The sequence below is a fragment of the Streptococcus sp. 2106 genome, assembly GCF_013277315.1.
Classification (GTDB): domain Bacteria; phylum Bacillota; class Bacilli; order Lactobacillales; family Streptococcaceae; genus Streptococcus; species Streptococcus pseudopneumoniae.
Genome location: NZ_VMMS01000007.1, coordinates 1 through 25,951, shown reverse-complemented (window position 1 = coordinate 25,951; position 25,951 = coordinate 1). Strand labels below are relative to the sequence as shown.

At 39.1% G+C, this 25,951-nt stretch carries 31 protein-coding genes and 1 pseudogene; 26 read left to right on the top strand and 6 right to left on the bottom strand.

All coding sequences use genetic code 11. The annotated features are described in order from the left end of the window. Positions 1-5 precede the first annotated feature (5 nt). From rplX to HT723_RS00760, 21 genes are all read left to right on the top strand, one after another. Positions 6-311 (top strand): 50S ribosomal protein L24, encoded by a 306-nt coding sequence (rplX, locus tag HT723_RS00860; RefSeq protein ID WP_000497691.1) that lies wholly within the window; start codon positions 6-8, stop codon positions 309-311. Positions 312-334: 23 nt separating this feature from the next. Beyond that, a complete protein-coding gene (gene rplE / locus HT723_RS00855) occupies positions 335-877 on the top strand; it encodes a 50S ribosomal protein L5 (protein ID WP_000013542.1) in 543 nt (180 codons plus the stop codon). Between the two features lie 17 nt (positions 878-894). Continuing rightward, positions 895-1,164 carry a 30S ribosomal protein S14 gene (gene rpsN / locus HT723_RS00850; protein WP_001085703.1) on the top strand — a complete coding sequence of 90 codons (270 nt, stop codon included), beginning with the start codon at positions 895-897 and terminating at the stop codon, positions 1,162-1,164. A gap of 285 nt (positions 1,165-1,449) precedes the next feature. Then, positions 1,450-1,848: a 30S ribosomal protein S8 gene (gene rpsH, locus HT723_RS00845; RefSeq protein WP_000245503.1), complete on the top strand. Its 399-nt coding sequence runs from the start codon at positions 1,450-1,452 to the stop codon at positions 1,846-1,848. 225 nt (positions 1,849-2,073) lie between these two features. Further along, the gene (gene rplF / locus HT723_RS00840) at positions 2,074-2,610 is read left to right on the top strand and encodes a 50S ribosomal protein L6 (protein WP_000086635.1); all 537 of its coding nucleotides are present in this window, start codon (positions 2,074-2,076) and stop codon (positions 2,608-2,610) included. An 83-nt stretch (positions 2,611-2,693) separates the two neighbouring features. Continuing rightward, positions 2,694-3,050, top strand: a complete 357-nt coding sequence (gene rplR, locus HT723_RS00835) for a 50S ribosomal protein L18 (RefSeq protein WP_000624044.1) — start codon at positions 2,694-2,696, stop codon at positions 3,048-3,050. Positions 3,051-3,067: 17 nt separating this feature from the next. Beyond that, positions 3,068-3,562, top strand: coding sequence for a 30S ribosomal protein S5 (gene rpsE / locus HT723_RS00830; RefSeq protein WP_000874202.1), 495 nt, complete (start codon positions 3,068-3,070; stop codon positions 3,560-3,562). 13 nt (positions 3,563-3,575) lie between these two features. Further along, positions 3,576-3,758: a 50S ribosomal protein L30 gene (gene rpmD / locus HT723_RS00825; RefSeq protein WP_000057241.1), complete on the top strand. Its 183-nt coding sequence runs from the start codon at positions 3,576-3,578 to the stop codon at positions 3,756-3,758. A 144-nt stretch (positions 3,759-3,902) separates the two neighbouring features. Further along, on the top strand, positions 3,903-4,343 hold the full coding sequence (gene rplO / locus HT723_RS00820; protein ID WP_000766086.1) for a 50S ribosomal protein L15: 441 nt from the start codon (positions 3,903-3,905) through the stop codon (positions 4,341-4,343). Between the two features lie 12 nt (positions 4,344-4,355). Next, positions 4,356-5,666 carry a preprotein translocase subunit SecY gene (gene secY, locus HT723_RS00815; protein ID WP_000465393.1) on the top strand — a complete coding sequence of 437 codons (1,311 nt, stop codon included), beginning with the start codon at positions 4,356-4,358 and terminating at the stop codon, positions 5,664-5,666. Between the two features lie 180 nt (positions 5,667-5,846). Continuing rightward, positions 5,847-6,485: an adenylate kinase gene (locus HT723_RS00810; protein WP_054392574.1), complete on the top strand. Its 639-nt coding sequence runs from the start codon at positions 5,847-5,849 to the stop codon at positions 6,483-6,485. Positions 6,486-6,601: 116 nt separating this feature from the next. After that, a complete protein-coding gene (gene infA, locus HT723_RS00805) occupies positions 6,602-6,820 on the top strand; it encodes a translation initiation factor IF-1 (RefSeq protein ID WP_001029883.1) in 219 nt (72 codons plus the stop codon). A 24-nt stretch (positions 6,821-6,844) separates the two neighbouring features. After that, on the top strand, positions 6,845-6,961 hold the full coding sequence (gene rpmJ / locus HT723_RS00800) for a 50S ribosomal protein L36 (protein WP_001808836.1): 117 nt from the start codon (positions 6,845-6,847) through the stop codon (positions 6,959-6,961). Between the two features lie 17 nt (positions 6,962-6,978). Next, positions 6,979-7,344 carry a 30S ribosomal protein S13 gene (rpsM, locus tag HT723_RS00795; RefSeq protein ID WP_000090781.1) on the top strand — a complete coding sequence of 122 codons (366 nt, stop codon included), beginning with the start codon at positions 6,979-6,981 and terminating at the stop codon, positions 7,342-7,344. A gap of 17 nt (positions 7,345-7,361) precedes the next feature. Further along, complete coding sequence (gene rpsK, locus HT723_RS00790; RefSeq protein ID WP_001118385.1) at positions 7,362-7,745, top strand: 30S ribosomal protein S11; 384 nt, start codon at positions 7,362-7,364, stop codon at positions 7,743-7,745. Positions 7,746-7,787: 42 nt separating this feature from the next. After that, complete coding sequence (locus HT723_RS00785) at positions 7,788-8,723, top strand: DNA-directed RNA polymerase subunit alpha (protein WP_000568988.1); 936 nt, start codon at positions 7,788-7,790, stop codon at positions 8,721-8,723. An 11-nt stretch (positions 8,724-8,734) separates the two neighbouring features. Further along, entirely contained in the window at positions 8,735-9,121 is a 387-nt protein-coding gene (gene rplQ / locus HT723_RS00780; RefSeq protein ID WP_000331493.1) for a 50S ribosomal protein L17, read from the top strand. 264 nt (positions 9,122-9,385) lie between these two features. Continuing rightward, positions 9,386-9,652 carry an ACT domain-containing protein gene (locus HT723_RS00775; protein WP_031233450.1) on the top strand — a complete coding sequence of 89 codons (267 nt, stop codon included), beginning with the start codon at positions 9,386-9,388 and terminating at the stop codon, positions 9,650-9,652. 9 nt (positions 9,653-9,661) lie between these two features. Then, on the top strand, positions 9,662-10,999 hold the full coding sequence (locus HT723_RS00770) for a PFL family protein (RefSeq protein WP_054392575.1): 1,338 nt from the start codon (positions 9,662-9,664) through the stop codon (positions 10,997-10,999). Between the two features lie 17 nt (positions 11,000-11,016). Next, positions 11,017-12,495, top strand: a complete 1,479-nt coding sequence (locus HT723_RS00765) for an N-acetylmuramoyl-L-alanine amidase family protein (protein ID WP_172934447.1) — start codon at positions 11,017-11,019, stop codon at positions 12,493-12,495. Between the two features lie 232 nt (positions 12,496-12,727). Continuing rightward, entirely contained in the window at positions 12,728-13,420 is a 693-nt protein-coding gene (locus HT723_RS00760) for a histidine phosphatase family protein (protein ID WP_166736240.1), read from the top strand. A gap of 101 nt (positions 13,421-13,521) precedes the next feature. Here HT723_RS00760 and HT723_RS00755 read toward each other — a convergent pair whose 3' ends face one another. The 5 genes from HT723_RS00755 to HT723_RS00735 all read right to left on the bottom strand — a co-directional run bounded on the left by HT723_RS00755 (position 13,522) and on the right by HT723_RS00735 (position 19,847). After that, on the bottom strand, positions 13,522-15,180 hold the full coding sequence (locus HT723_RS00755; RefSeq protein ID WP_023932506.1) for an iron ABC transporter permease: 1,659 nt from the start codon (positions 15,178-15,180) through the stop codon (positions 13,522-13,524). Further along, positions 15,170-16,261, bottom strand: coding sequence for an ABC transporter ATP-binding protein (locus HT723_RS00750; protein WP_023939666.1), 1,092 nt, complete (start codon positions 16,259-16,261; stop codon positions 15,170-15,172). Before HT723_RS00750 ends, HT723_RS00755 begins: the two co-directional genes overlap by 11 nt. Positions 16,262-16,273: 12 nt before the next feature. Further along, positions 16,274-17,320 carry an ABC transporter substrate-binding protein gene (locus tag HT723_RS00745; protein WP_000731166.1) on the bottom strand — a complete coding sequence of 349 codons (1,047 nt, stop codon included), beginning with the start codon at positions 17,318-17,320 and terminating at the stop codon, positions 16,274-16,276. A gap of 111 nt (positions 17,321-17,431) precedes the next feature. Further along, the gene (locus tag HT723_RS00740) at positions 17,432-18,205 is read right to left on the bottom strand and encodes a response regulator (RefSeq protein ID WP_000475414.1); all 774 of its coding nucleotides are present in this window, start codon (positions 18,203-18,205) and stop codon (positions 17,432-17,434) included. Beyond that, complete coding sequence (locus tag HT723_RS00735) at positions 18,198-19,847, bottom strand: histidine kinase (RefSeq protein ID WP_172934446.1); 1,650 nt, start codon at positions 19,845-19,847, stop codon at positions 18,198-18,200. Before HT723_RS00735 ends, HT723_RS00740 begins: the two co-directional genes overlap by 8 nt. Positions 19,848-19,994: 147 nt before the next feature. On the opposite strand from HT723_RS00735, the gene leuS reads away from it, so the two are divergent. Genes leuS through HT723_RS00715 form a run of 4 tightly spaced genes read left to right on the top strand, consistent with a single transcriptional unit; the run spans position 19,995 to position 24,559 of the window. Then, positions 19,995-22,496 carry a leucine--tRNA ligase gene (gene leuS / locus HT723_RS00730; RefSeq protein WP_172934445.1) on the top strand — a complete coding sequence of 834 codons (2,502 nt, stop codon included), beginning with the start codon at positions 19,995-19,997 and terminating at the stop codon, positions 22,494-22,496. Positions 22,497-22,537: 41 nt separating this feature from the next. After that, complete coding sequence (locus HT723_RS00725) at positions 22,538-23,380, top strand: hypothetical protein (protein WP_001081167.1); 843 nt, start codon at positions 22,538-22,540, stop codon at positions 23,378-23,380. Positions 23,381-23,435: 55 nt separating this feature from the next. Beyond that, entirely contained in the window at positions 23,436-24,131 is a 696-nt protein-coding gene (locus HT723_RS00720; RefSeq protein WP_001144903.1) for a GNAT family protein, read from the top strand. A gap of 11 nt (positions 24,132-24,142) precedes the next feature. Beyond that, positions 24,143-24,559, top strand: coding sequence for a GNAT family N-acetyltransferase (locus HT723_RS00715; protein WP_000628388.1), 417 nt, complete (start codon positions 24,143-24,145; stop codon positions 24,557-24,559). Between the two features lie 813 nt (positions 24,560-25,372). On the opposite strand, the gene HT723_RS00710 is transcribed toward HT723_RS00715, so the two are convergent. Continuing rightward, positions 25,373-25,465, bottom strand: coding sequence for a type I toxin-antitoxin system Fst family toxin (locus HT723_RS00710; protein ID WP_000970294.1), 93 nt, complete (start codon positions 25,463-25,465; stop codon positions 25,373-25,375). A gap of 233 nt (positions 25,466-25,698) precedes the next feature. Between HT723_RS00710 and HT723_RS00705 the strand changes: the two are divergent. Beyond that, a pseudogene (locus HT723_RS00705) lies at positions 25,699-25,951 on the top strand (IS630 family transposase); the annotation flags it as partial.

Here is a 25,951-nt window from a genome sequence, read left to right as displayed (position 1 = left end):
ACCTAATGTTTGTAAAAAAAGGCGACAAAGTTCGCGTAATCGCTGGTAAAGATAAGGGAACAGAAGCTGTTGTCCTTACTGCCCTTCCAAAAGTAAACAAAGTTATCGTTGAAGGTGTTAACATCGTTAAGAAACACCAACGTCCAACTAACGAGCTTCCTCAAGGTGGTATCATCGAGAAGGAAGCAGCTATCCACGTATCAAACGTTCAAGTTTTGGACAAAAATGGTGTAGCTGGTCGTGTTGGTTACAAATTTGTAGACGGTAAAAAAGTTCGCTACAACAAAAAATCAGGCGAAGTGCTTGATTAATCACGAAGGAAAGGAGAAGTATAATGGCAAATCGTTTAAAAGAAAAATATCTTAATGAAGTAGTTCCTGCTTTGACAGAACAATTCAACTACTCATCAGTGATGGCTGTGCCTAAAGTAGATAAGATCGTTTTGAACATGGGTGTTGGTGAAGCTGTATCAAACGCTAAAAGCCTTGAAAAAGCTGCTGAAGAATTGGCACTTATCTCAGGTCAAAAACCACTTATCACTAAAGCTAAAAAATCAATCGCCGGCTTCCGTCTTCGTGAAGGTGTTGCGATTGGTGCAAAAGTTACCCTTCGTGGTGAACGGATGTACGAATTCTTGGATAAATTGGTTTCAGTTTCACTTCCACGTGTACGTGACTTCCACGGTGTTCCAACAAAATCATTTGATGGACGCGGAAACTATACACTTGGTGTGAAAGAACAATTGATTTTCCCAGAAATCAACTTCGATGACGTTGACAAAACTCGTGGTCTTGACATTGTTATCGTAACAACTGCTAACACTGACGAAGAGTCACGTGCATTGCTTACAGGCCTTGGAATGCCTTTTGCAAAATAATATAGGAGGTAAATCTAATGGCTAAAAAATCAATGGTAGCTAGAGAGGCTAAACGCCAAAAAATTGTTGACCGTTATGCTGAAAAACGTGCTGCATTAAAGGCAGCAGGGGACTATGAAGGTTTATCTAAATTACCTCGCAACGCCTCACCGACTCGTTTACATAATCGTTGTAGAGTTACGGGGCGCCCACATTCAGTTTACCGCAAATTTGGTCTGAGTCGTATCGCTTTTCGCGAACTTGCGCATAAAGGTCAAATTCCTGGTGTAACAAAAGCATCTTGGTAATTTAAGATATCAAGGGCGTCAAAACTCTAAGTGAAAATAGGAAACTTGACGAAGAAACTGAGGTTTCTAGGAAAGTTTATCTTTTTCACACAGAGTTTAGCCCGTGTTCAGTTGGGCTAGCCAATTTGAACACGAGCTACAGCTTTGGCAAAAAAAGACCAATTTTCTTTGGAGCATCGCTCCTGCATCAAATTGCCTATTTTTGCTCTTGCTGTTACGCTCTTTGTATCATGTATTAACTAGCAAGTGCAACTTGCAAACTACTAGTAAGAGGAGAAAAACAAAATGGTTATGACTGACCCAATCGCAGACTTCCTAACTCGTATTCGTAACGCTAACCAAGCTAAACACGAAGTACTTGAAGTACCTGCATCAAACATCAAAAAAGGGATTGCTGAAATCCTTAAACGCGAAGGTTTTGTAAAAAACGTTGAAATCATCGAAGATGACAAACAAGGCATCATCCGTGTATTTCTTAAATACGGACCAAACGGTGAAAAAGTTATCACTAACTTGAAACGTATTTCTAAACCAGGACTTCGTGTCTACAAAAAACGTGAAGACCTTCCAAAAGTTCTTAACGGACTTGGAATTGCTATCCTTTCAACTTCTGAAGGTTTGCTTACTGATAAAGAAGCACGCCAAAAGAATGTTGGTGGTGAGGTTATCGCTTACGTTTGGTAATTGATGATGTGAGAGCGTTAAAAGAATGCAGTGAAAATAGGAAGTTTGTAGCAGGAGCGATGCTCCAAGACAAACTTATCTTTTTCACCAAATTCTTAGCTCGAACTCAAATCAAGATACAAAGCTCGTTAGAGCGTGTTCAGTTCAGCTCTTGAACTAAATAAGTATCTGAACCCCGTGAAAACTGGCCGTTCTGGCCTGACAATTTAACAGGAGAAAATAAACATGTCACGTATTGGTAATAAAGTTATCGTGTTGCCTGCTGGTGTTGAACTCACTAACAATGACAACCTTGTAACTGTAAAAGGACCTAAAGGAGAACTTACTCGTGAGTTCTCAAAAGATATTGAAATCCGTGTGGAAGGTACTGAAGTAACCCTTCACCGTCCAAACGATTCAAAAGAAATGAAAACTATCCACGGAACTACTCGTGCCCTTTTGAACAACATGGTTGTTGGTGTATCAGAAGGATTCAAGAAAGAACTTGAAATGCGTGGGGTTGGTTACCGTGCACAACTTCAAGGATCTAAACTTGTTTTGGCTGTTGGTAAATCTCACCCAGACGAAGTTGAAGCTCCAGAAGGAATTACTTTTGAACTTCCAAACCCAACAACAATCGTTGTTAGCGGAATTTCAAAAGAAGTAGTTGGACAAACAGCTGCTTACGTACGTAGCCTTCGTTCACCAGAACCATATAAAGGTAAAGGTATCCGTTACGTTGGTGAATTCGTTCGCCGTAAAGAAGGTAAAACAGGTAAATAATGTTGAGTGGTTGATTCTCAACCACCAACCTATTTTCCAACTTTGTGCATAGCACACGATTTAAAACTAAAGAGGTGAAAACTGTGATTTCAAAACCAGATAAAAACAAACTCCGCCAAAAACGCCACCGTCGCGTTCGCGGAAAACTCTCTGGAACTGCTGATCGCCCACGTTTGAACGTATTCCGTTCTAATACAGGCATCTACGCTCAAGTGATTGATGACGTAGCGGGTGTAACGCTCGCAAGTGCTTCAACTCTTGACAAAGAAGTTTCAAAAGGAACTAAAACTGAACAAGCTGTTGCTGTCGGTAAACTCGTTGCAGAACGTGCAAACGCTAAAGGTATTTCAGAAGTGGTGTTCGACCGCGGTGGATATCTATATCACGGACGTGTGAAAGCTTTGGCTGATGCAGCTCGTGAAAACGGATTGAAATTCTAATAGGAGGACACTAGAAAATGGCATTTAAAGACAATGCAGTTGAATTAGAAGAACGCGTAGTTGCTGTCAATCGTGTTACAAAAGTTGTTAAAGGTGGACGTCGTCTTCGTTTCGCAGCTCTTGTTGTTGTTGGTGACCACAACGGTCGCGTAGGATTTGGTACTGGTAAAGCTCAAGAAGTTCCAGAAGCAATCCGTAAAGCAGTAGATGATGCTAAGAAAAACTTGATCGAAGTTCCTATGGTTGGAACAACAATCCCACACGAAGTTCTTTCAGAATTCGGTGGAGCTAAAGTATTGTTGAAACCTGCTGTAGAAGGTTCTGGAGTTGCCGCTGGTGGTGCAGTTCGTGCCGTTGTGGAATTGGCAGGTGTGGCAGATATTACATCTAAATCACTTGGTTCTAACACTCCAATCAACATTGTTCGTGCAACTGTTGAAGGTTTGAAACAATTGAAACGCGCTGAAGAAGTTGCTGCCCTTCGTGGTATTTCAGTTTCTGATTTGGCATAAGAAAGGGGATAAAATGGCTCAAATTAAAATTACTTTGACTAAGTCTCCAATCGGACGCATTCCATCACAACGTAAAACTGTTGTAGCACTTGGACTTGGCAAATTGAACAGCTCTGTTATTAAAGAAGATAACGCTGCTATCCGTGGTATGATCACTGCAGTATCTCACTTGGTAACAGTTGAAGAAGTAAACTAATGAATTTTTAGGGGATGTGCACTATACCATCCCCTAAAACTAGATATAGTCATCTATGATGACGTCGTATAGGCGAGTTGATGGGGGAGACAACCTTTTCTCCCTTATCGGCGCTAGCATTTTACAAAAGAGGAGAAAATAAAAATGAAACTTCATGAATTGAAACCTGCAGAAGGTTCTCGTAAAGTACGTAACCGCGTTGGTCGTGGTACTTCATCAGGTAACGGTAAAACATCTGGTCGTGGTCAAAAAGGTCAAAAAGCTCGTAGCGGTGGCGGAGTTCGCCTTGGTTTTGAAGGTGGACAAACTCCATTGTTCCGTCGTCTTCCAAAACGTGGATTCACTAACATCAACGCTAAAGAATACGCAATTGTGAACCTTGACCAATTGAACGTCTTTGAAGATGGTGCTGAAGTAACTCCAGTTGTTCTTATCGAAGCAGGAATTGTTAAAGCTGAAAAGTCAGGTATTAAAATTCTTGGTAACGGTGAGTTGATTAAGAAATTGACTGTGAAAGCAGCTAAATTCTCTAAATCAGCTGAAGAAGCTATCACTGCTAAAGGTGGTTCAGTAGAAGTCATCTAAGAGAGGTGACCTATGTTTTTTAAATTATTAAGAGAAGCTCTTAAAGTCAAGCAGGTTCGATCAAAAATTTTATTTACAATTTTTATCGTTTTGGTCTTTCGTATCGGAACTAGCATTACAGTTCCTGGTGTGAATGCCAATAGCTTGAATGCTTTAAGTGGATTATCCTTCTTAAACATGTTGAGCTTGGTGTCGGGGAATGCCCTAAAAAACTTTTCGATTTTTGCCCTAGGAGTTAGTCCCTATATTACTGCTTCTATCGTTGTCCAACTCTTACAAATGGATATTTTACCGAAATTTGTAGAGTGGGGAAAACAAGGGGAAGTAGGTCGAAGAAAATTGAACCAAGCTACTCGTTATATTGCCCTTGGTCTAGCCTTTGTGCAATCTATCGGGATTACAGCTGGTTTTAATACCTTGGCTGGAGCTCAATTGATTAAAACTGCTTTAACTCCCCAAGTTTTTCTGACGATTGGTATCATCTTAACAGCTGGTAGTATGATTGTCACTTGGTTGGGAGAGCAAATTACAGATAAGGGATACGGAAATGGTGTTTCTATGATTATCTTTGCCGGGATTGTTGCCTCAATTCCAGAGATGATTCAGGGCATCTATGTGGACTACTTTGTGAACGTCCCAAGTAGCCGTATCACTTCATCTATCATTTTCGTAATCATTTTGATTATTACTGTATTGTTGATCATTTACTTTACAACTTATGTTCAACAAGCAGAATACAAAATTCCAATCCAATATACTAAGGTTGCACAAGGTGCTCCATCTAGCTCTTACCTTCCATTGAAGGTAAACCCTGCTGGAGTTATCCCTGTTATCTTTGCCAGTTCCATTACTGCAGCGCCTGCGGCTATTCTTCAGTTTTTGAGCGCCACAGGTCATGATTGGGCTTGGGTAAGGGTAGCACAAGAGATGTTGGCAACCACTTCTCCAACTGGTATTGCTATGTATGCTTTATTGATTATTCTCTTTACATTCTTCTATACGTTTGTACAGATTAATCCTGAAAAAGCGGCAGAGAACCTACAAAAGAGCGGTGCCTATATCCATGGAGTTCGTCCTGGTAAAGGTACAGAAGAATATATGTCTAAACTTCTTCGTCGTCTTGCAACGGTTGGTTCCCTCTTCCTTGGTGTGATTTCCATTTTGCCGATTGCAGCTAAAGATGTATTTGGTCTTTCTGATGTTGTTGCCTTTGGTGGAACAAGTCTCTTGATCATTATCTCTACAGGTATCGAAGGAATCAAGCAATTGGAAGGTTACCTATTGAAACGTAAGTATGTTGGTTTCATGGATAGAACAGAATAAAAGTATTTACTGATACTCTTCGAANNGATTTTCATTGAGTATGAAGCAGTAAATGCTGAGGGAGTGGAGGTTTAACTCTAACATTAGTGAGAGTTTGGTCTCCCCTCTTCTATTTTGTTTTTAAATAGGGGTGAAAAGACTTTTTGCTTCTATTTAAAAATAAAATAAGGAGATCAGATCATGAATCTTTTGATTATGGGCTTACCTGGTGCAGGTAAGGGAACTCAAGCAGCAAAAATCGTAGAACAATTCCATGTTGCACATATCTCAACAGGTGATATGTTCCGCGCTGCAATAGCAAATCAAACTGAAATGGGTGTTCTTGCTAAGTCATACATTGACAAGGGTGAATTGGTTCCTGATGAAGTTACAAATGGGATCGTAAAAGAACGTCTTTCACAAGATGATATTAAAGAAACAGGATTCTTGTTGGATGGTTACCCACGTACAATCGAACAAGCTCATGCCTTGGACAAAACATTGGCTGAACTTGGCATTGAACTAGAAGGTGTCATCAACATTGAAGTAAATCCAGATAGCCTCTTGGAACGTTTGAGTGGCCGTATCATCCACCGCGTAACTGGAGAAACTTTCCACAAGGTCTTTAACCCACCAGCTGACTATAAAGAAGAAGATTACTACCAACGTGAAGATGATAAGCCTGAGACAGTCAAACGTCGTTTGGATGTGAATATTGCTCAAGGGGAACCAATCATTGCTCACTATCGTGCCAAAGGTTTGGTTCATGACATCGAAGGTAATCAAGATATCAATGATGTCTTCTCAGATATCGAAAAAGTATTGACAAATTTGAAATAAAGCGCTTTTCACACTTGCAAAAATCCGCTACAAATGTTATACTGAGATAGTCTGACTTATAATTGTTGTCTCTGTGTCTAGAGGCATCGAATCGAAATTTATGGAGGTGCTTTTGCGTGGCAAAAGACGATGTGATTGAAGTTGAAGGCAAAGTAGTTGATACAATGCCGAATGCAATGTTTACGGTTGAACTTGAAAATGGACATCAGATTTTAGCAACAGTTTCTGGTAAAATTCGTAAAAACTATATTCGTATTTTAGCGGGAGATCGTGTTACTGTCGAAATGAGTCCATATGACTTGACACGTGGACGTATCACTTACCGCTTTAAATAATCGAAAAACTTGGAGGGATAAGAAATGAAAGTAAGACCATCGGTCAAACCAATTTGCGAATACTGTAAAGTTATTCGTCGTAATGGTCGTGTTATGGTAATTTGCCCAGCAAATCCAAAACACAAACAACGTCAAGGATAAGATAGAAAGGAGAAAACATGGCTCGTATTGCTGGAGTTGACATTCCAAATGACAAACGTGTAGTAATCTCATTGACTTATGTTTATGGTATCGGACTTGCAACATCTAAGAAAATTTTGGCTGCTGCTGGAATCTCAGAAGATGTTCGTGTACGTGATCTTACATCAGATCAAGAAGATGCTATCCGTCGTGAAGTGGATGCAATCAAAGTTGAAGGTGACCTTCGTCGTGAAGTAAACTTGAACATCAAACGTTTGATGGAAATCGGTTCATACCGTGGTATCCGTCACCGTCGTGGACTTCCTGTCCGTGGACAAAACACTAAAAACAACGCTCGCACTCGTAAAGGTAAAGCTGTTGCGATTGCTGGTAAGAAAAAATAATATAGGAGGTAAAAGTCTTGGCTAAACCAACACGTAAACGTCGTGTGAAAAAGAATATCGAATCTGGTATTGCTCATATTCACGCTACATTTAATAACACTATTGTTATGATTACTGATGTGCATGGTAATGCAATTGCTTGGTCATCAGCTGGTGCTCTTGGTTTCAAAGGTTCTCGTAAATCTACACCATTCGCTGCTCAAATGGCTTCTGAAGCTGCTGCTAAATCTGCACAAGAACACGGTCTTAAATCAGTTGAAGTTACTGTAAAAGGTCCAGGTTCTGGTCGTGAGTCAGCTATTCGTGCGCTTGCTGCCGCTGGTCTTGAAGTAACAGCAATTCGTGATGTGACTCCAGTGCCACACAATGGTGCTCGTCCTCCAAAACGTCGCCGTGTATAATCATCGCATTACACTGCTTTTCGTTTAAGAGGGAGTAACTAAATGATCGAGTTTGAAAAACCAAATATAACAAAAATTGATGAAAATAAAGATTATGGCAAGTTTGTAATTGAACCACTTGAACGTGGCTACGGTACAACTCTTGGTAACTCTCTTCGTCGTGTACTTCTAGCTTCTCTACCAGGAGCAGCTGTGACATCTATCAATATTGATGGTGTGTTACATGAGTTTGACACAGTTCCAGGTGTTCGTGAAGACGTGATGCAAATCATTCTGAACATTAAAGGAATTGCAGTGAAATCGTACGTTGAAGACGAAAAAATCATCGAACTAGATGTTGAAGGTCCTGCTGAAGTAACAGCTGGTGACATTTTGACAGATAGCGATATTGAAATTGTAAATCCAGATCATTATCTCTTTACAATCGGTGAAGGTTCTTCCCTAAAAGCGACTATGACTGTTAACAGTGGTCGTGGATATGTACCTGCTGATGAAAATAAAAAAGATAATGCACCAGTTGGAACACTTGCTGTAGATTCTATTTATACACCAGTTACAAAAGTCAACTATCAAGTGGAACCTGCTCGTGTAGGTAGCAATGATGGATTTGACAAACTAACCCTTGAAATCTTGACAAATGGAACAATTATTCCAGAAGATGCTTTAGGGCTTTCAGCACGTATTTTGACAGAACATCTTGATTTGTTTACAAATCTTACTGAGATTGCTAAGTCAACTGAAGTGATGAAAGAAGCTGATACTGAATCTGACGACCGTATTTTGGATCGTACGATTGAGGAACTGGACTTGTCTGTGCGTTCATACAACTGTTTGAAACGTGCCGGTATCAATACTGTGCATGATTTGACAGAAAAATCTGAAGCAGAGATGATGAAAGTACGAAATCTTGGACGCAAGAGTTTGGAAGAAGTGAAACTCAAACTCATTGATTTGGGTCTTGGATTAAAAGATAAATAAAGGAGGAATACATGGCTTACCGTAAACTAGGACGCACTAGCTCACAACGTAAAGCAATGCTTCGCGATTTGACAACTGACCTTTTGATCAACGAATCAATCGTGACAACTGAAGCTCGTGCTAAAGAAATCCGTAAAACTGTTGAAAAAATGATTACTCTAGGTAAACGTGGTGATTTGCATGCACGTCGTCAAGCAGCTGCTTTCGTACGTAATGAAATCGCATCTGAAAACTATGATGAAGCAACTGACAAGTACACTTCTACTACAGCACTTCAAAAATTGTTCTCAGAAATCGCACCTCGTTATGCTGAACGTAACGGTGGATACACTCGTATCCTTAAAACTGAACCACGTCGTGGTGATGCAGCACCAATGGCGATCATCGAATTAGTATAAAATCATCAATTTTGTTGAGTGTTATGATGATGGAGTCTTGTGCTCTTAGTCTAGCTCTGGTCTACCGCTAGGATTTCGGTCCTAGCGGGAACACTCATCATAAGTTGGGATAGTAGACGCTTGTTTACGAAATTGTTTTTTTCTTAAGAACAACTTCGTAAGCAGGCGTTTTTGAGTATTTTCGTTAGAATTATGCTATACTAATTGAAAAGAATCCTGTTTAATGTTCAGGTTTCCTATTAAAAGAAGAATTGGAGTTTGCTTATGAAAGCGATTATAACTGTTGTTGGTAAAGATAAATCTGGAATTGTTGCAGGTGTTTCTAGTAAAATTGCAGAATTGGGTTTGAACATAGACGATATTTCTCAAACTGTTTTGGATGAATATTTTACGATGATGGCTGTCGTCTCTAGCGATGAAAAGCAAGATTTTACCTATCTTCGTAATGAATTTGAAGCTTTTGGGCAAACTTTGAATGTGAAAATCAATATTCAGAGTGCAGCGATTTTCGAAGCTATGTATAATATCTAGGAGGTGCACATGGATATTAGACAAGTTACTGAAACCATCGCCATGATTGAGGAGCAGAACTTCGATATCAGAACCATTACCATGGGGATTTCCCTTTTGGACTGTATCGATCCAGATATCAATCGTGCTGCGGAGAAAATTTATCAAAAGATTACGACCAAGGCGGCTAATTTAGTGGCTGTGGGGGATGAAATTGCAGCTGAGTTGGGAATTCCTATCGTTAATAAGCGTGTATCGGTGACTCCCATTTCTCTGATTGGGGCAGCGACAGATGCCGCAGACTATGTAGTTTTGGCAAAAGCGCTTGATAAGGCTGCGAAAGAAATCGGTGTGGATTTTATTGGTGGTTTCTCTGCCTTGGTACAAAAAGGTTATCAAAAGGGAGATGAGATTCTCATCAATTCTATTCCTCGTGCTTTGGCTGAAACGGACAAGGTCTGCTCGTCAGTCAATATCGGCTCAACCAAGTCTGGTATCAATATGACGGCTGTCGCAGATATGGGACGAGTTATCAAGGAAACGGCAAATCTTTCAGATATGGGGGTAGCTAAGCTGGTTGTATTTGCTAATGCGGTTGAGGACAATCCATTTATGGCGGGTGCCTTCCATGGTGTTGGGGAAGCAGATGTTATCATCAATGTTGGAGTTTCCGGTCCTGGTGTGGTGAAACGTGCCTTGGAAAAAGTTCGTGGACAGAGCTTTGATGTAGTAGCCGAAACAGTTAAGAAAACTGCCTTTAAAATCACTCGTATCGGTCAATTGGTTGGCCAAATGGCCAGTGAGAGACTGGGTGTGGAATTTGGTATTGTGGACTTGAGTTTGGCGCCAACTCCTGCGGTTGGAGATTCTGTAGCACGTGTCCTTGAGGAAATGGGGCTAGAAACAGTTGGTACGCATGGAACAACGGCTGCCTTGGCTCTTTTGAATGACCAAGTTAAGAAGGGCGGAGTGATGGCCTGCAACCAAGTCGGTGGTTTGTCTGGTGCCTTTATCCCTGTTTCAGAGGATGAAGGAATGATTGCTGCAGTGCAAAATGGCTCTCTTAATCTGGAAAAACTAGAAGCTATGACGGCTATCTGTTCCGTTGGTTTGGATATGATTGCCATTCCGGAGGATACACCTGCTGAAACCATTGCGGCTATGATTGCAGATGAAGCTGCAATTGGTGTCATTAACATGAAAACAACAGCTGTTCGTATCATTCCCAAAGGAAAAGAAGGCGATATGATTGAGTTTGGTGGCCTATTAGGAACTGCACCTGTTATGAAGGTAAATGGAGCTTCGTCTGTTGATTTCATTTCTCGTGGGGGACAAATCCCAGCACCAATTCATAGCTTTAAAAATTAAGAAAATAGGAGAAAATGATGAAAAAAGAAATGAAACATGCTTTAGTAGCTTTAGGACTGTCGACTTTACTAGTCCCAACTTTTACCAGTCAAGTAGTTTTTGCGCAGGAAAATGATACGAATTCCAGAAATGAAAGTTTTTATAAGACAAATTTGGATGTTGAAAAAGCTGCTAGAGACCATTCAGAAGAAATTAAGAGTAAGTTATTAAAAGAAATTGATAATATAGATTGGACTATACTTCGTTTTCAAGATAGTGATATTTTAAAACTAAAAAATGCTATAGTTGAAAAAATGAATGAGATAACAGAGAAAAATATGAGTAATATTTCAAAAAAAGATTATTATTTGAACTATCTATATTTGCAAGATTTAGAAAAAGTCATTATGATTATGGATAGTGAGAAGCCTAACTTTTTAGGATATGTTTTTGATATGGCTAGAATAAAAAAATATGACTTACTACTTCAGCAAGTAGAAAAAGATAGTAACTTATACTCATCTGAAGAAAAGGAAAAAATAATTAGCGATTTAAAAATGTTTTACGGACCATTAACAGTCTGGTCGATACCTCGGGACCGTAATTATTTTGGTGATTACGATCCAGAAAATAATACTAATTTAACATTAAAAGATTATGTTCAAAATTTATCAACTTTTTATAAAAATGTTGATAAATCGAGTCCTAGTTTAATTCCTACGCAAAAAAACATTGAAAAGTTGAATGATGTAGCTTTTATTCAAAGAGAAGATATAAGAAGTGATGCTGGTCTTTCAGGTGCAGACAAGCTTAAATTATTCAAAGAAATAGCTCAGATAGTTAAAGAAGCGGAATACAAAATTAATAAAGAAGCAGGTCTAATATATAAGGAAGAACCTGAAATAAGACATATGCTATCCCCTGAAGAGTTATCTGTATTTACTAAGCGTATTGAAGATGTTTACCAAGGAAAAGCTAAACCTAAGGTGACAAAAGAAGAAGCTATTCAAGCAGTTTCTATTGGGACTTCATCCTCAGTTTCAACTTCATCTCAATCTACGGTTACATCTAATGAAGAGACTAAGAAAGATCATCAAGCAAGTAAGTGGTTTAAAGAGTCTGGTAAATGGTACTACAATGACCTTTCTGGTAATCTTGTAAGAAGCAGTTGGGTAGGCCGTTATTATCTAAAAGCAGATGCTTCAATGGCTGCTAGTGAATGGATTTATGATGAAGATTATAAGAGCTGGTTTTATGTAGATTCAACTGGTAGTTATGTGGAGAAAGCTTGGCAGAGCGAATACTACCTAAAACGTGGCGGTTACATGGCTAAGAGTGAGTGGGTATTTGATTCTCAGTATGATAGTTGGTATTATCTGAACCAAGACGGTAAGTACGCTCGTAACCAATGGATTAAGGATGGGGATAAGTGGTATTACTTGTTAGCTGATGGGAAATTGGCAAAAAATATGACCATTAACGGCTATAAAGTAAACGAAAAAGGTGAGTGGGTATAATTTTTTAAGTTCTATTTAAGGTTAGCTGTGTATACTATAATCATTAAATAAAGACCTCCTAATATTATTTGAAACAGATAACTCTGATTTAGTTTGAATTTGATTTTCATCTAATATCTTTATTTAATAGAACTCCTAAACTTTTTCATAATAATCTCCTGCAAAAGTCGCCTGTATGGGTGGCTTTTGTTTTATCATCCATGATATAATAGAAGCAAACGGAGGACGGAAAATGGTAAAAGTACGATTGTATTTGGTACGTCATGGCAAGACCATGTTTAACACGATTGGTCGAGCGCAAGGTTGGAGCGATACTCCCTTAACAGCTGAAGGTGAGCGAGGGATTCAAGAATTAGGAATCGGTTTGCGAGAATCTGGTCTACAGTTTGAGCGTGCTTATTCGAGTGATTCTGGGCGCACCATTCAGACCATGGGAATTATCCTTGATGAACTTGGCTTGCAGGGAAAAATCCCTTATCGCATGGACAAGCGTATCAGAGAATGGTGTTTCGGTAGTTTTGATGGAGCCTATGATGGCGATCTTTTCATGGGCATTATTCCTCGTATCTTTAATGTGGATCATGTTCATCAATTGTCTTATGCTGAACTGGCTGAGGGCTTGGTAGAGGTTGATACAGCTGGTTGGGCTGAGGGCTGGGAAAAACTCAGTGGCCGAATTAAGGAAGGTTTTGAAGCGATTGCCAAAGAAATGGAAGAACAAGGCGGGGGCAATGCCCTTGTCGTCAGCCACGGAATGACCATCGGAACCATTGTTTATCTGATTAATGGTATGCATCCGCATGGTCTAGATAATGGTAGCGTGACGATCCTTGAATATGAGAACGGCCAGTTTAGCGTTGAGGTTATCGGCGATCGTAGTTACCGAGAACTAGGACGGGAGAAGATGGAGGAAGTCTCTATTTAATCAGTCTAGACTTGCTTGCTCTGAACTAGGGATTTGATAGGAATATCAAGATAAGAAAAAACAGCTGAAGGTAATCCTTTCGGCTGTTTTTGATGGGGAAACTAAAGTGTAATGCTATTGCTTTTAGAGATTTTCATAAACAAGAGCAAGGAAGCTACTGTTAGAATAGTCAAGATAGTTGACAAGGCTGCGGCTACACCGTAATTCCCTCTGAGAACCTCTGTATAAATGGCTACAGTCATTGTTCTTGTTTTGACATTGTAGAGGAGGATAGAAGTAGAGAGTTCTGAAATCATTGTGACCCAAGATAAGATGGCTCCAGAAATAATACCAGATAGCATCATTGGAGTTGTAATCTTGGCAAAGGTATTGAGACGACTACTTCCTAAGCTCTCAGCGGCTTCTTCAATACTTGGTGCTATTTGTTGCAAGCTAGCAACAGATGAGCGAATAGTATACGGTAATCTTCTGACAGATAGAGACATAATCAAGATGAAAGCAGTTCCTGTAATCATAAGAAATCCACTTCCAAATAGGCCAGTATTGAAGGAAGAAATGAAGGCAATCCCTAGAACGGTTCCTGGTACAATATAAGGAACCATACTGAGGCTGTCAATTAAGTTTGTAAACAAATTCCGTTTTCTAACGGCTAGGTAGGAGATAAATGTTGCAAATAGAACAACTAGTACTAAGGCAATCAAAGGGATACGAATGGTATTGAAAATAGCAGATCCCATACGATTGAAAGCTACCTTGTAACTGTTTAGAGAATAGCCTTTGACAAATACCATACCTGATGTTTTTAGGAAAGAGGTATAAATCAAGTAGATTTGAGGTAAAACAGATATAAAGATAATTCCGTAGACTGTTGCATAAATGGCAGCCATTTTTCCTTTTGTAGTTTTTTTAGGCTCAATTGGATGGAGCGAATTCATGCTAAAACTGTAGCGGTTTGCAATGTGTTTTTGGATAAGGAAAATTGCCAAGGCAATGATAATCGCCATAATTGCTAAAGCAGATGCAAAAGCAGAATTTCCTCCAACCTCGCTAATAAATTGGGTATAAATCAAGACTGGGAAAGTCCGATATCCTTCACCAATTAACATAGGTGTTCCAAAGTCTGAGAATGCTCTCATAAATACAAGCAAGGCAGCAGCTAGTAAGGTTGGAACTAGGAGAGGTAAAACAACCGTTACGATACGCTTAAATCCGAAGGACCCCATACTTTCAGCTGCTTCAAGTAGAGAATTGTCAATACTCTTCATTGTTCCAGCAACGTATAGAAATACCAGTGGGAATAGTTGCAGTGTAAAGACAAGTACAATTCCTTTGAATCCATAAATATCAATAGCTGGAAGATGAAGGGTATTTGTCAGGAATTTAGTAATGACCCCATTTCGTCCCAGCAAGAGAATCCAGGAGTAGGCTCCCACGAAAGGAGCTGACATGGAAGCAATGATAATCAATATTTGTAGAAATTTCTTTCCCTTGAAATCATACATGGAAAAGAGATAAGCTAATAAGGTTCCTACGACTAAGGAAGTGACAGTAGCGGTAATGGAAACCTTGAAACTGTTGACAAGTGTCTCAGAGTAGTAGGCTTTACTAAAGAAAGTGACAAAATTAGCTAGTGAAAATTGTCCCTCATGTATGAGTGCTTGCTTGAGCACGGTAACGATAGGATAAACCAGAAAGACAAGATAGGTAAGAAAGATGAAGAAAGAGGAGGCTGTCCAAATATTTAGTTTTTTACGTTCCATGGTTGACTCCTTTTATCAGGTTTTGGGAACCATCTGCAGAAAAGACGTTTAATTTTTGAGTATTGATTCGTAGACGAATACGATCGCCTTTTTGTAGATCTTCTTCAAAAGTTGATTCTTCGCTAACTTGAATTTTTGAGGCAAAACCTGTCTCAATGAAATACTCCGTATTTAGTCCAAGATAGACGCTATCGCTAATAGTTCCTTCAATATCTCCAGATTCATCTTTGATAAACTCTTCAGGACGGATGCTTACATGAATAGCTTGTGCCTCAGCCTGATCAAGGGCTGGCATTCGAAGAGCATAGCCATCTGAAAAAACGATATAAGCGCCGTCACTCCGTTTTTCAAGAGTGGCAGGGATAATATTTGTACGTCCGATAAAGGTTGCTACAAACTCATTAGCTGGTTTATGATAGAGTTCTTTTGGCCGACCGATTTGTTGGATGACTCCGTCTTTCATAACAGCAATTTGGTCTGAAATAGCCATAGCTTCTTCTTGGTCGTGGGTCACATAAACAGTTGTAATTCCCACTTCGTGTTGGATTTCTCGAATGGCTTGACGCATATCCAAGCGAAGTTTGGCATCCAGATTACTAAGTGGCTCGTCCATGAGGAGAACACTTGGATTAACCGCTAAGGCACGTGCCAAGGCGACACGTTGTTGTTGTCCACCACTGAGTTTATCGGGCTTCCGATCCGCATATTGAGCAATTTGCATGAGTTCAAGATACTTGTTGGTCTGTTGAATCAATTCTTCTTTTGGAACCTTCTTTTGCTTGAGACCAAAAGCGACATTATCTCGGACAGTCAAATGTGGGAAAATAGCGTAGTTTTGGAAAACCATGCCGATATTGCGTTTGCTGGGTTCCATATTATTGATTTTTGTATCATCGAAGTAAAATTCTCCGCCTTCGATACTGTTGAAACCTGCAATCATACGAAGAAGGGTCGTTTTCCCACACCCTGAAGGCCCAAGAAGGGTAAAGAGACTTCCTTTTGGAATTGTAATGTTCAAATTCTCAATAACAGGGACATCGTGGTAGATTTTTTTGGCGTTAATAATTTTGATCTCACTCATAGTGAACCTCTTTTACTGTTTAGATTGGATATCTGTAAAGACTTCGTTGTATTTCTTAACAATATCTGATTTATTCTTGATGACATAATCATAATCTTCAGTGAGTGTTTTGATTTTGTCAATTGGTTTCATATTTTCGCTTGTTTTAGCATTTTTACGAACAGGACGGTTAGTAGTGGTTGTACCAAGTGTATCTTGTACTTCTTGAGAGATAATAAAATCGATAAATTTCTTGGCATTTTCCATATTTTTTGCTTTTTTAACGATAGCAGCACTAGCAGGTAGGAAGACGGTTCCTTCTTTTGGATAGACTACCTTGATATTAGCTCCGTCATTTAAGAGTTTAACTGCTGGATCTTCATAAGAGAGACCAACAGCCATTTCTCCGTCAGCGACTGCTTTATAGACACCAGATGAGCTTGAACCGATTTTCCCATCAATAAGTGTGAAGAGATCTTTTACATAAGACCAGGCTTTATCGTCTTTGTAACCACCTTGAGCTTGTAGCATATTTGTTAATTGAGCAAAGGCGCTAGAAGAGTTTGCTGGGTCAGCAGTTGCAATTTTTCCTTTTAGTTCAGGTTTGAGAAGGTCGCTATATCCTTCGATGTTCATGCCTTTTGTTAAATCAGGATTGACGATTAAAACACTACCATCTAGTGTATAAGGTGTAGAGTAGCCAGTTGTGTTTTGATATTCTTTGATGACATTATCATTTTCTTTTGAAGTATAGTTTTCAAAGAGTTCTCCGTGGGTAGCATATTGTGTATAAGAACCACCAAAGATGACATCAGCTACAGGAGCTTCTTTTTCTGACTCTAGTTTTTTGAAAAGTTCTCCAGTACCAGCTTGAATTAGTTCTACTTTGATACCATATTTTTCTTCAAAGGCAGGAATAGTTGCTCCGATTAAGCCCTCGGAGTTTGGTGAATAAACGACTAGCGAACCGCCGTCTCCTTTATCAGATGAACCGCCATCGGCAGATTCATTAGAAGAACAAGCAGCAAGACCAAAAAGAGCTAGTCCGCAAGCAGCATAATACATCCATTTCTTTTTCATGATGGATACCTCCGTTGTGTTATTTAAGTTTATTTTAAAACAATGTAAGCGTTTTTAAAACCGATAATTCTATTCTATTAGAGTAAAATTCTCTACAAAAAGAAGAATAGCTTATTTTACTATTCTTCCGAGTGATTTCAATTCCTTTGGGGAAATATGGAGATACTTTTTAAATACTTTGGCAAAATATTTATAGTCTGAAAATCCAACTTGGTCAGAAATGTCGCTTAGAGGGGAGTTGGGAGATTCAGCCATCTTATCTATAGCTTGTTTCAGACGATATTGTAAGATATATTCATTTAGAGTCATGGGGAAGTCTTCTTTGATAACCTTATATAGATAGCTTTCGCTATAGTTTAAAGCTTCAGCAATAGTCGCAATCGTAAAATGCTCTGCATAATGCTTGTGGACAAAGGAAATAATTTGTTGAATGATTTGGTTTTGTGTATCAACCTGTTGGATAGAGGTGAGTAAAGTTTGATATTCTTCTAAAAAAGGAGTTTCTTGATAGGTGCTACCTTGTAATCGCAAAACAATGTTTTGAAGACATTCTGTCAATTCCTTGGTATCAATTGGCTTGGATAAGAAATCAACTGCTCCATATTGCATGGCTTTTTTGGCGTTTTGAAAATCGTTATAACCTGATAAGATAACTTTTTCATAGGAGAGGGTACGAGTGGCTTCAAACATCATAAAAGCATCCATAATTGGCATTGTGATGTCTGTTAAGACAATATGAGGTTCTTTTTCTTGGATGAGTTTCGTTCCCTCTTGACCGTGACTGGCAGTTCCTACGACTTGGATACCCAAGGCAGAGTAGTCTACGGCAATCTCTAGCCATTTTCGAATGAGGTGTTCGTCTTCTACGATAATGAGCTTAAACATGAGTTAGTCCTTTCGTTATAAATTTGACCCAAGTTTCTCCTTGGCGATTGACTCCTAGATCTAGCTGGACATCAGAAAAGAAATTGCTCAATCGTTTGTAGCTGTTCACGATGCCATGCTGGGTATGAGGACTTTTTAAAGAGTCTAAAATAGCGAGTCGCTCTTGTTTTGTGAGCCCTCCGGCATTATCCTTGACTAAAAAAGTTAGAGAATCTGCTTTTAAGGTAATTTGGATATCTATATGAAGATCAATACGGTATTGCATCCCATATTTTATAGCATTTTCTACTAGAGGAAGCAAGAAAAGTTTAGGTATAGGCTGATTATCGACAGTTTCTGGGCAGACAATATCATAGGAAAAGTGCTCGAAACGAATCTTATGAATCATCAGGTAATCCTCTATAATCTTTAAATCCTGACAAATGGTTGTTTCTTTTTCTAAATCGGTGATACTGTAGCGAAGAATGCGCGTGAGATTTTGAATTAAGTCTTGTGTGAGGGCGGCATCCATTAAAGAAGTGATTTTAATCGTCTCAAGTGTATTGTAGAGAAAATGAGGATTGAACTGAGCTTCCAGCATTTTTCTTTCAAAAATCCACTTTTCTTTTTCTATAGTTAGCATTTTTTGATGAAGTTGATCTAATTCGTACAACATATTGTTAATTTTTTCGGCCATAAATTCAAACTCATCACCTGTTTGTAGAGAAAGCCTTTTTTCTGCTTGTTTAGGAATTTCTTGAAGTTGGTAAACCAAACTTTCAATAGGAACAGCGTTGTGTGTAGCAATCTTATGAGCAATTCGTCTTGCTTGCCAGAAGTAGAGGAAGAATATACATAAGGTGAGGACGGAGGCTAGGCCGAGTAAGCTAGGAATGGGAAAGAAGGATTGAAAAGTATAGATTGAAAAAATAGCACCGACTTTTTCTTTTTGAACAATAAGCGGTTCATTCGCATACCAGTGGGTGCGAGAGTGTAGGAGTTTTTCATCCAATTTTTCAAGAGTGGAACGAGTAAACTGATTTGTATTGTTGGAAAACATATTTCCAAAGCTATCGGTAATGATGTATTTAGAATTTATCATTGGGAAACTTGAGATGAAATCATTCTCATTTACGAAAGCAATAGTATAGGCCTTAACTTGTTGGTTTTGAAGTAGTGGTTTGATAAAGAGTGTGTAGTGTTGCTTGTCTGAAGAAAGTGCAATTTTTTCTGTAACTTTATCTTGAGAAGGATTTTGAATGAGCAGTTTTAGATAGTAGGGTGATAAAATACTTTCTTGATGATTGCGATTGGTACTGAATAGTAATTCACCTGTATCGCTTAGGATAATGAGGTCAGAACTAAGTTTTAATTTAGCTTTTGTCTCGTAAAATAAGCTAAAGACTTCTCTCTCTGTGTGTTTGCCGTCCAAAAATCCAAGAATCATTTTATGGTTCATGGTAGTCAGGAGCTCATTATTTGCTTCTTTCATTTCTCGAACCTGTTTGACAATCTGTCTCGTATCTTTGGAGAGTTGTTGTTTTTGTAAAACATAGGAAAAACCAAAAAGTAAAATGAGTAGTAAAAGAGAGGTCACAAAGGCTGCGATAGAGCTTCTATGCAGAATTTCTTTTTGGAGAGATTTTTTAAAGGAATGAGACATCCGCTACCTCCTTGGAAGGGTTTTCTGTTATAAGTATAGCAGTTTAAAAATTTTAGAGCAAGGTAAAATAGAAAAGTATAGAATAGAACGAGACCAAATTCCATCAAAAATGGTATAATAGTAACATCACAAAATTGGAGAGAGACCATGAGTTTTTACAATCATAAAGAAATTGAGCCTAAGTGGCAGGGCTACTGGGCAGAACATCATACATTTAAGACAGGAACAGATGCATCAAAACCTAAGTTTTATGCTCTTGATATGTTTCCTTATCCGTCTGGAGCGGGTCTACATGTAGGGCACCCAGAAGGTTACACTGCAACAGATATTCTCAGCCGCTACAAACGTGCGCAAGGCTACAATGTTCTTCACCCAATGGGCTGGGATGCTTTTGGTTTGCCAGCTGAACAGTATGCTATGGATACAGGTAATGACCCAGCAGAATTTACAGCGGAAAACATTGCCAACTTTAAACGTCAAATCAATGCGCTTGGATTTTCTTACGACTGGGATCGTGAAGTCAATACAACAGATCCAAACTACTACAAGTGGACGCAATGGATTTTCACTAAGCTTTACGAAAAAGGCTTGGCCTATGAAGCTGAAGTGCCAGTAAACTGGGTTGAAGAGTTGGGAACAGCCATCGCCAACGAAGAGGTCCTTCCTGATGGAACTTCTGAGCGTGGAGGCTATCCAGTTGTCCGCAAACCAATGCGCCAATGGATGCTCAAAATCACGGCCTATGCGGAGCGCTTGCTTAATGACTTAGATGAACTTGATTGGCCAGAGTCTATCAAGGACATGCAACGCAACTGGATTGGGAAGTCAACTGGTGCCAATGTAACCTTCAAGGTTAAGGGAACTGATAAGGAATTCACTGTCTTTACTACTCGTCCTGATACTCTTTTCGGTGCGACTTTCACTGTTTTGGCTCCTGAACATGAATTAGTAGATGCCATCACAAGCACAGAGCAAGCAGAGGCAGTAGCAGACTACAAACATCAAGCTAGCCTCAAATCTGACTTGGCTCGTACAGACCTTGCCAAAGAAAAAACTGGTGTCTGGACAGGTGCTTATGCCATCAACCCTGTCAATGGTAAAGAAATCCCAATCTGGATTGCGGACTATGTTCTTGCTAGCTATGGTACAGGTGCGGTAATGGCTGTTCCTGCCCACGACCAACGTGACTGGGAATTTGCCAAACAATTTAGCCTTCCAATCGTAGAAGTCCTTGAAGGTGGAAACGTAGCAGAAGCTGCCTACACAGAAGATGGACTTCATGTCAATTCAGACTTCCTAGATGGATTCAACAAAGAAGACGCTATTACCAAGATTGTGGCTTGGTTGGAAGAAAAAGGCTGTGGTCAGGAGAAGGTTACCTACCGTCTCCGCGACTGGCTCTTTAGCCGTCAACGTTACTGGGGTGAGCCGATTCCAATCATTCATTGGGAAGACGGAACTTCAACAGCTGTCCCTGAAAGTGAATTGCCACTTGTCTTGCCTGTAACCAAGGATATCCGCCCTTCAGGTACTGGTGAAAGTCCACTAGCTAACTTGACAGACTGGCTTGAAGTGACTCGTGAAGATGGTGTCAAAGGTCGTCGTGAAACTAACACCATGCCACAATGGGCAGGTTCAAGCTGGTACTACCTCCGCTATATTGACCCACACAATACTGAGAAATTGGCCGATGAGGATCTTCTCAAACAATGGTTGCCAGTAGATATCTACGTGGGTGGTGCAGAGCATGCTGTTCTTCACTTGCTTTACGCTCGTTTCTGGCATAAATTCCTCTATGACCTCGGTGTTGTTCCAACTAAGGAACCATTCCAAAAACTCTTTAACCAAGGAATGATTTTGGGAACAAGCTACCGTGACCACCGTGGCGCTCTTGTGGCAACCGATAAGGTTGAAAAACGTGATGGTTCTTTCTTCCATGTGGAAACAGGGGAAGAGTTGGAGCAAGCACCAGCTAAGATGTCTAAATCGCTTAAGAACGTTGTCAACCCAGACGACGTAGTGGAACAATACGGTGCCGATACCCTTCGTGTCTATGAAATGTTCATGGGACCACTTGATGCTTCGATTGCTTGGTCAGAAGAAGGTCTGGAAGGAAGCCGTAAGTTCCTTGACCGTGTTTACCGCTTGATTACAAGTAAAGAAATCCTTGCGGAAAACAATGGCGCTCTTGACAAGGTCTACAACGAAACAGTCAAATCTGTAACAGAGCAGATCGAGTCCCTCAAATTCAACACAGCTATTGCCCAACTCATGGTCTTTGTCAACGCTGCTAACAAGGAAGACAAGCTCTATGTGGACTACGCTAAAGGCTTTATCCAATTGATTGCCCCATTTGCGCCTCACTTGGCAGAAGAACTCTGGCAAACTGTTGCAGTAACAGGTGAATCTATCTCTTATGTAGCTTGGCCAACTTGGGATGAAAGCAAATTAGTTGAAGACGAAATCGAAATCGTTGTCCAAATCAAAGGTAAAGTACGTGCCAAACTCATGGTCGCTAAAGACCTATCACGCGAAGAATTGCAAGAAATTGCTCTCGCTGATGAAAAAGTCAAAGCAGAAATTGACGGTAAGGACATCGTGAAAGTGATTAGTGTACCGAATAAATTGGTTAACATTGTTGTGAAATAAAAAGAAGTAACTCTAGAGTATGAACTTTAGAATAGGTCAGAATGAATAGATTAGTGAACGATAGCAGGAAGTGTGAAATTTTATTATTTAAGATTTCTATTATTGTAGTGTCAGTTATAGTATTAGTAATGTCAATAGTGGGTGCATATTATTTTAAAAATTGTCTTTGGGACAAGGAAAGTTTAAATTTGACACTCACTTTAGACACTCTCTTTGCAGTTTTTATTACTTTCTTTAGTTTTTCAAATGATAAATCAAGCAATATTTTTGGAATATCTCCAAATGAAATTATAAGGACACAGTCTGAAGTGTATCAATTTTTATTTACAAAATCTTTTGCAACTCTATTAATAGTGACAAATTTGTTATCCATTATTCATTATTTTGGAGCCAAAAATTTAATAGTTTCTTTTAATGAAACTTATCCTCGTATTCAATCCAGTGTTGGTATCATGTGGCTACCACTGTTTGGTATTCTGATAATCTATTTTATTTGGCTCTTAATAGAGGGATTAAAATATATCAGAAAAATAAATTATATTATTCAAAATAGGGAAATAATCTATTTTTATTCGCAGGTAAAAGTTGTAGATAAACTTACTGATTCTGAATCGAAAAAATACGGTGAATATATTGATTTGTACGAATCGTGTCGTCAGAACAATTTAAGTGTTCTACTTAACTTTCTTCAAAATTCGGATGATAAACGAGGAGTTATTGCTAGTAACTCAGTGAGAATTATGTTTGAATCTTTGGATAAAGCAGACCAAATTGCGGCCCTGAATATTTGTAGAAACTATGTAGCACGAGAAAATGTTTTAAATAAAGAAGATGCAGAAAAATTGTTAAATGAAATTGATAAAAAACTTGAAATTAGCAGATAGGACAATTCAAATAGAGTTGAGTAAAAAGTTTGAAAAGTGAAACAAGGAGAAAGCTATGCCAGTAAATGAATATGGTCAGATGATTGGTGAGTCAATGGAAGGTTATACACCCGGTGCACTGCCTTCTATTGATTTCTTAGAAGGGCGTTATGCTAGGATAGAGGCTCTCTCGGTAGAAAAACATGCGGAGGATTTGCTAGCTGTTTATGGCCCGGATACTCCTCGGGAGATGTGGACCTATCTTTTTCAGGAGCCAGTAGCAGATATGGGGGAGCTGGTTAGCCTTTTAAATCAGATGTTGGCTCGTAAGGACCGTTTTTACTATGCAATCATAGACAAGGCGACTGGTAAGGCTTTGGGAACTTTTTCTCTCATGCGCATTGACCAGAATAACCGAGTAATAGAAGTCGGAGCAGTCACTTTTTCTCCAGAGCTAAGGGGTACACGGATAGGAACTGAGGCTCAGTATCTCCTAGCTCGCTATATTTTTGAGGAGCTAAACTATCGTCGCTATGAGTGGAAATGCGATGCTCTTAACCTGCCATCCAGACGAGTTGCGGAGCGTTTGGGATTTGTCTATGAAGGAACCTTCCGCCAGGCGGTGGTTTATAAGGGACGGACGAGGGATACGGATTGGTTGTCTATGATTGATAAGGACTGGCCTCAAGTCAAAGATCGTTTGGAAACATGGCTGCGTCCTGAAAATTTTGATAAAAATGGACAGCAGTACAAGAGCTTGAGAGAACTTTAAGAGGTGTTGAGATGATTACTATTAAAAAGCAAGAAATTGTCAAGCTAGAGGATGTTTTGCATCTCTATCAGGCTGTCGGTTGGACAAATTATACCCATCAACCAGAGATGCTGGAGCAGGCCTTATCGCATTCATTAGTAATTTATCTGGCACTTGATGGTGATGCTGTGGTGGGCTTGATTCGTTTGGTTGGAGATGGATTCTCATCAGTTTTTGTACAGGATTTGATTGTTTTACCAATCTATCAGCGTCAAGGGATTGGTAGTGCCCTAATGAAAGAGGCCTTAAAAGATTACAAAGATGCTTATCAAGTCCAGCTGGTGACAGAAGAGACAGAAAAAAACGTGGGATTTTATCGTTCTATGGGCTTTGAAATCTTATCCACCTATAATTGTATAGGGATGACTTGGGCGAATCGAGAAAAATAACAAAACTTGTTTTTTCTTAAGCAAAGTTTAAGGATGGTCTAGTATTATATAGTCATTAAATAAAGACCTCCTAACTTTATTTAATGAAATCCTAAAACTTTTTTTCATCATAATCTCCTAATGAAGTCACCTAATCAGGTGGCTTTTTGTGAGGTGATAGTGATAGTGATTTTCTGCAAAATGGTAGAATCTGAGAAAAGTTAAGCTAGTTTTAAGCTTCGTCTTGTATCATATAGTTATTAAATAAAGACCTCCTAACTTTATTTAATAAAATCCTAAACTTTTCTTTTTCATAATAATCTCCCTTAACTCCACCCGATCAGGTGGAGTTTTTTGGCTCTATTTCAGGCTTTTGGGGACTATTCTAAAAATCATTTTTCGATATTTTTCGGATTTTGGTCGGGGAATTGGCGGGGGCTTTTTTAGCGAATATGATTAAGAAATAGGTCTGTTGTACCTTCAGCTACTTCAACCTCACTTTGAATGTAAGTGACTGTTAATTGAAGGACTAGAACTACTGTAATAATGATTTTGCTTGTCCAGTAGTGGCGTATTAAATGAGGAGTGACATATAAGATTGTCTCTTCGTTTACTAAATCAAAATTTCTATGAAATTGATAGAATCCCTAATTTTCTCTTAAACTTGAAAGTCTTGTTGTAAAGTGGTTAAAGCTTGAGAAGCTGAGGATGTAAAGTTTTGACAAATTTTGTGAACTGTGAGATAATGGAGAGGAATTAAGGATTAGTTCTATATCATGGACTAGAAAAGACCCCAAGCTAACTTCCACATTAAGCTTGGGGTCTTTTTTGACACTATCTATCTTTGTTTAGCCATTTATCGACTAAGCGAAGGATGACACCGACCACAATCGGTCCGATGATAGTTTTAAGGATTAGTTCCATCATGGGCTATCTCACCTCCTTTCGCAGGCGGTGTAGCAGTGCCGTAGAATATTATACCATAAAGTAATCTACTCTCTCATATTATACTAAAGTCAAAAAACATCTTATAATAGTAGTTATGAAACTCACAAACGAAGAAACACAAAAAATTGAAAAACTCCTAAGAGATTCATCGTACGCCGAATACCACAAACGTCTATAGATTATATTTTATTCAAAAGAGTTATAAGGAAATCATGGATCTGCTAGATTGCAATAAAACAACTGTTTGGAGGAATTTGAAAAATATAAGGAGTTTGTATGCTCTTCTTCAAGAGACTCGTGGTGGACGTCATAGAGAATATAGGACTTACGAAGAAGAACAAGCATTTCTAAAACGTCATATAGAAACTGCTCAAGCTGGGGAATTTGTAACTGTCAATCAGTTATTTGAAGCCTATCAAAAAGAGATTGGTCGCACTTCCACACGTGATGGTTTCTATTATCTCC

Excerpts from the sequence above, each read along its gene's own strand:
- rplX (WP_000497691.1), top strand. The coding sequence starts at position 6 with ATGTTTGTAAAAAAAGGCGACAAAGTTCGCGTAATCGCTGGTAAAGAT.
- rplE (WP_000013542.1), top strand. The coding sequence starts at position 335 with ATGGCAAATCGTTTAAAAGAAAAATATCTTAATGAAGTAGTTCCTGCT.
- rpsN (WP_001085703.1), top strand. The coding sequence starts at position 895 with ATGGCTAAAAAATCAATGGTAGCTAGAGAGGCTAAACGCCAAAAAATT.
- rpsH (WP_000245503.1), top strand. The coding sequence starts at position 1,450 with ATGGTTATGACTGACCCAATCGCAGACTTCCTAACTCGTATTCGTAAC.
- rplF (WP_000086635.1), top strand. The coding sequence starts at position 2,074 with ATGTCACGTATTGGTAATAAAGTTATCGTGTTGCCTGCTGGTGTTGAA.
- rpsE (WP_000874202.1), top strand. The coding sequence starts at position 3,068 with ATGGCATTTAAAGACAATGCAGTTGAATTAGAAGAACGCGTAGTTGCT.
- rpmD (WP_000057241.1), top strand. The coding sequence starts at position 3,576 with ATGGCTCAAATTAAAATTACTTTGACTAAGTCTCCAATCGGACGCATT.
- rplO (WP_000766086.1), top strand. The coding sequence starts at position 3,903 with ATGAAACTTCATGAATTGAAACCTGCAGAAGGTTCTCGTAAAGTACGT.
- secY (WP_000465393.1), top strand. The coding sequence starts at position 4,356 with ATGTTTTTTAAATTATTAAGAGAAGCTCTTAAAGTCAAGCAGGTTCGA.
- HT723_RS00810 (WP_054392574.1), top strand. The coding sequence starts at position 5,847 with ATGAATCTTTTGATTATGGGCTTACCTGGTGCAGGTAAGGGAACTCAA.
- rpmJ (WP_001808836.1), top strand. The coding sequence starts at position 6,845 with ATGAAAGTAAGACCATCGGTCAAACCAATTTGCGAATACTGTAAAGTT.
- rpsM (WP_000090781.1), top strand. The coding sequence starts at position 6,979 with ATGGCTCGTATTGCTGGAGTTGACATTCCAAATGACAAACGTGTAGTA.
- HT723_RS00785 (WP_000568988.1), top strand. The coding sequence starts at position 7,788 with ATGATCGAGTTTGAAAAACCAAATATAACAAAAATTGATGAAAATAAA.
- rplQ (WP_000331493.1), top strand. The coding sequence starts at position 8,735 with ATGGCTTACCGTAAACTAGGACGCACTAGCTCACAACGTAAAGCAATG.
- HT723_RS00775 (WP_031233450.1), top strand. The coding sequence starts at position 9,386 with ATGAAAGCGATTATAACTGTTGTTGGTAAAGATAAATCTGGAATTGTT.
- HT723_RS00770 (WP_054392575.1), top strand. The coding sequence starts at position 9,662 with ATGGATATTAGACAAGTTACTGAAACCATCGCCATGATTGAGGAGCAG.
- HT723_RS00765 (WP_172934447.1), top strand. The coding sequence starts at position 11,017 with ATGAAAAAAGAAATGAAACATGCTTTAGTAGCTTTAGGACTGTCGACT.
- HT723_RS00760 (WP_166736240.1), top strand. The coding sequence starts at position 12,728 with ATGGTAAAAGTACGATTGTATTTGGTACGTCATGGCAAGACCATGTTT.
- HT723_RS00755 (WP_023932506.1), bottom strand. The coding sequence starts at position 15,180 with ATGGAACGTAAAAAACTAAATATTTGGACAGCCTCCTCTTTCTTCATC.
- HT723_RS00750 (WP_023939666.1), bottom strand. The coding sequence starts at position 16,261 with ATGAGTGAGATCAAAATTATTAACGCCAAAAAAATCTACCACGATGTC.
- HT723_RS00745 (WP_000731166.1), bottom strand. The coding sequence starts at position 17,320 with ATGAAAAAGAAATGGATGTATTATGCTGCTTGCGGACTAGCTCTTTTT.
- HT723_RS00740 (WP_000475414.1), bottom strand. The coding sequence starts at position 18,205 with ATGTTTAAGCTCATTATCGTAGAAGACGAACACCTCATTCGAAAATGG.
- HT723_RS00735 (WP_172934446.1), bottom strand. The coding sequence starts at position 19,847 with ATGTCTCATTCCTTTAAAAAATCTCTCCAAAAAGAAATTCTGCATAGA.
- leuS (WP_172934445.1), top strand. The coding sequence starts at position 19,995 with ATGAGTTTTTACAATCATAAAGAAATTGAGCCTAAGTGGCAGGGCTAC.
- HT723_RS00725 (WP_001081167.1), top strand. The coding sequence starts at position 22,538 with ATGAATAGATTAGTGAACGATAGCAGGAAGTGTGAAATTTTATTATTT.
- HT723_RS00720 (WP_001144903.1), top strand. The coding sequence starts at position 23,436 with ATGCCAGTAAATGAATATGGTCAGATGATTGGTGAGTCAATGGAAGGT.
- HT723_RS00715 (WP_000628388.1), top strand. The coding sequence starts at position 24,143 with ATGATTACTATTAAAAAGCAAGAAATTGTCAAGCTAGAGGATGTTTTG.
- HT723_RS00710 (WP_000970294.1), bottom strand. The coding sequence starts at position 25,465 with ATGATGGAACTAATCCTTAAAACTATCATCGGACCGATTGTGGTCGGT.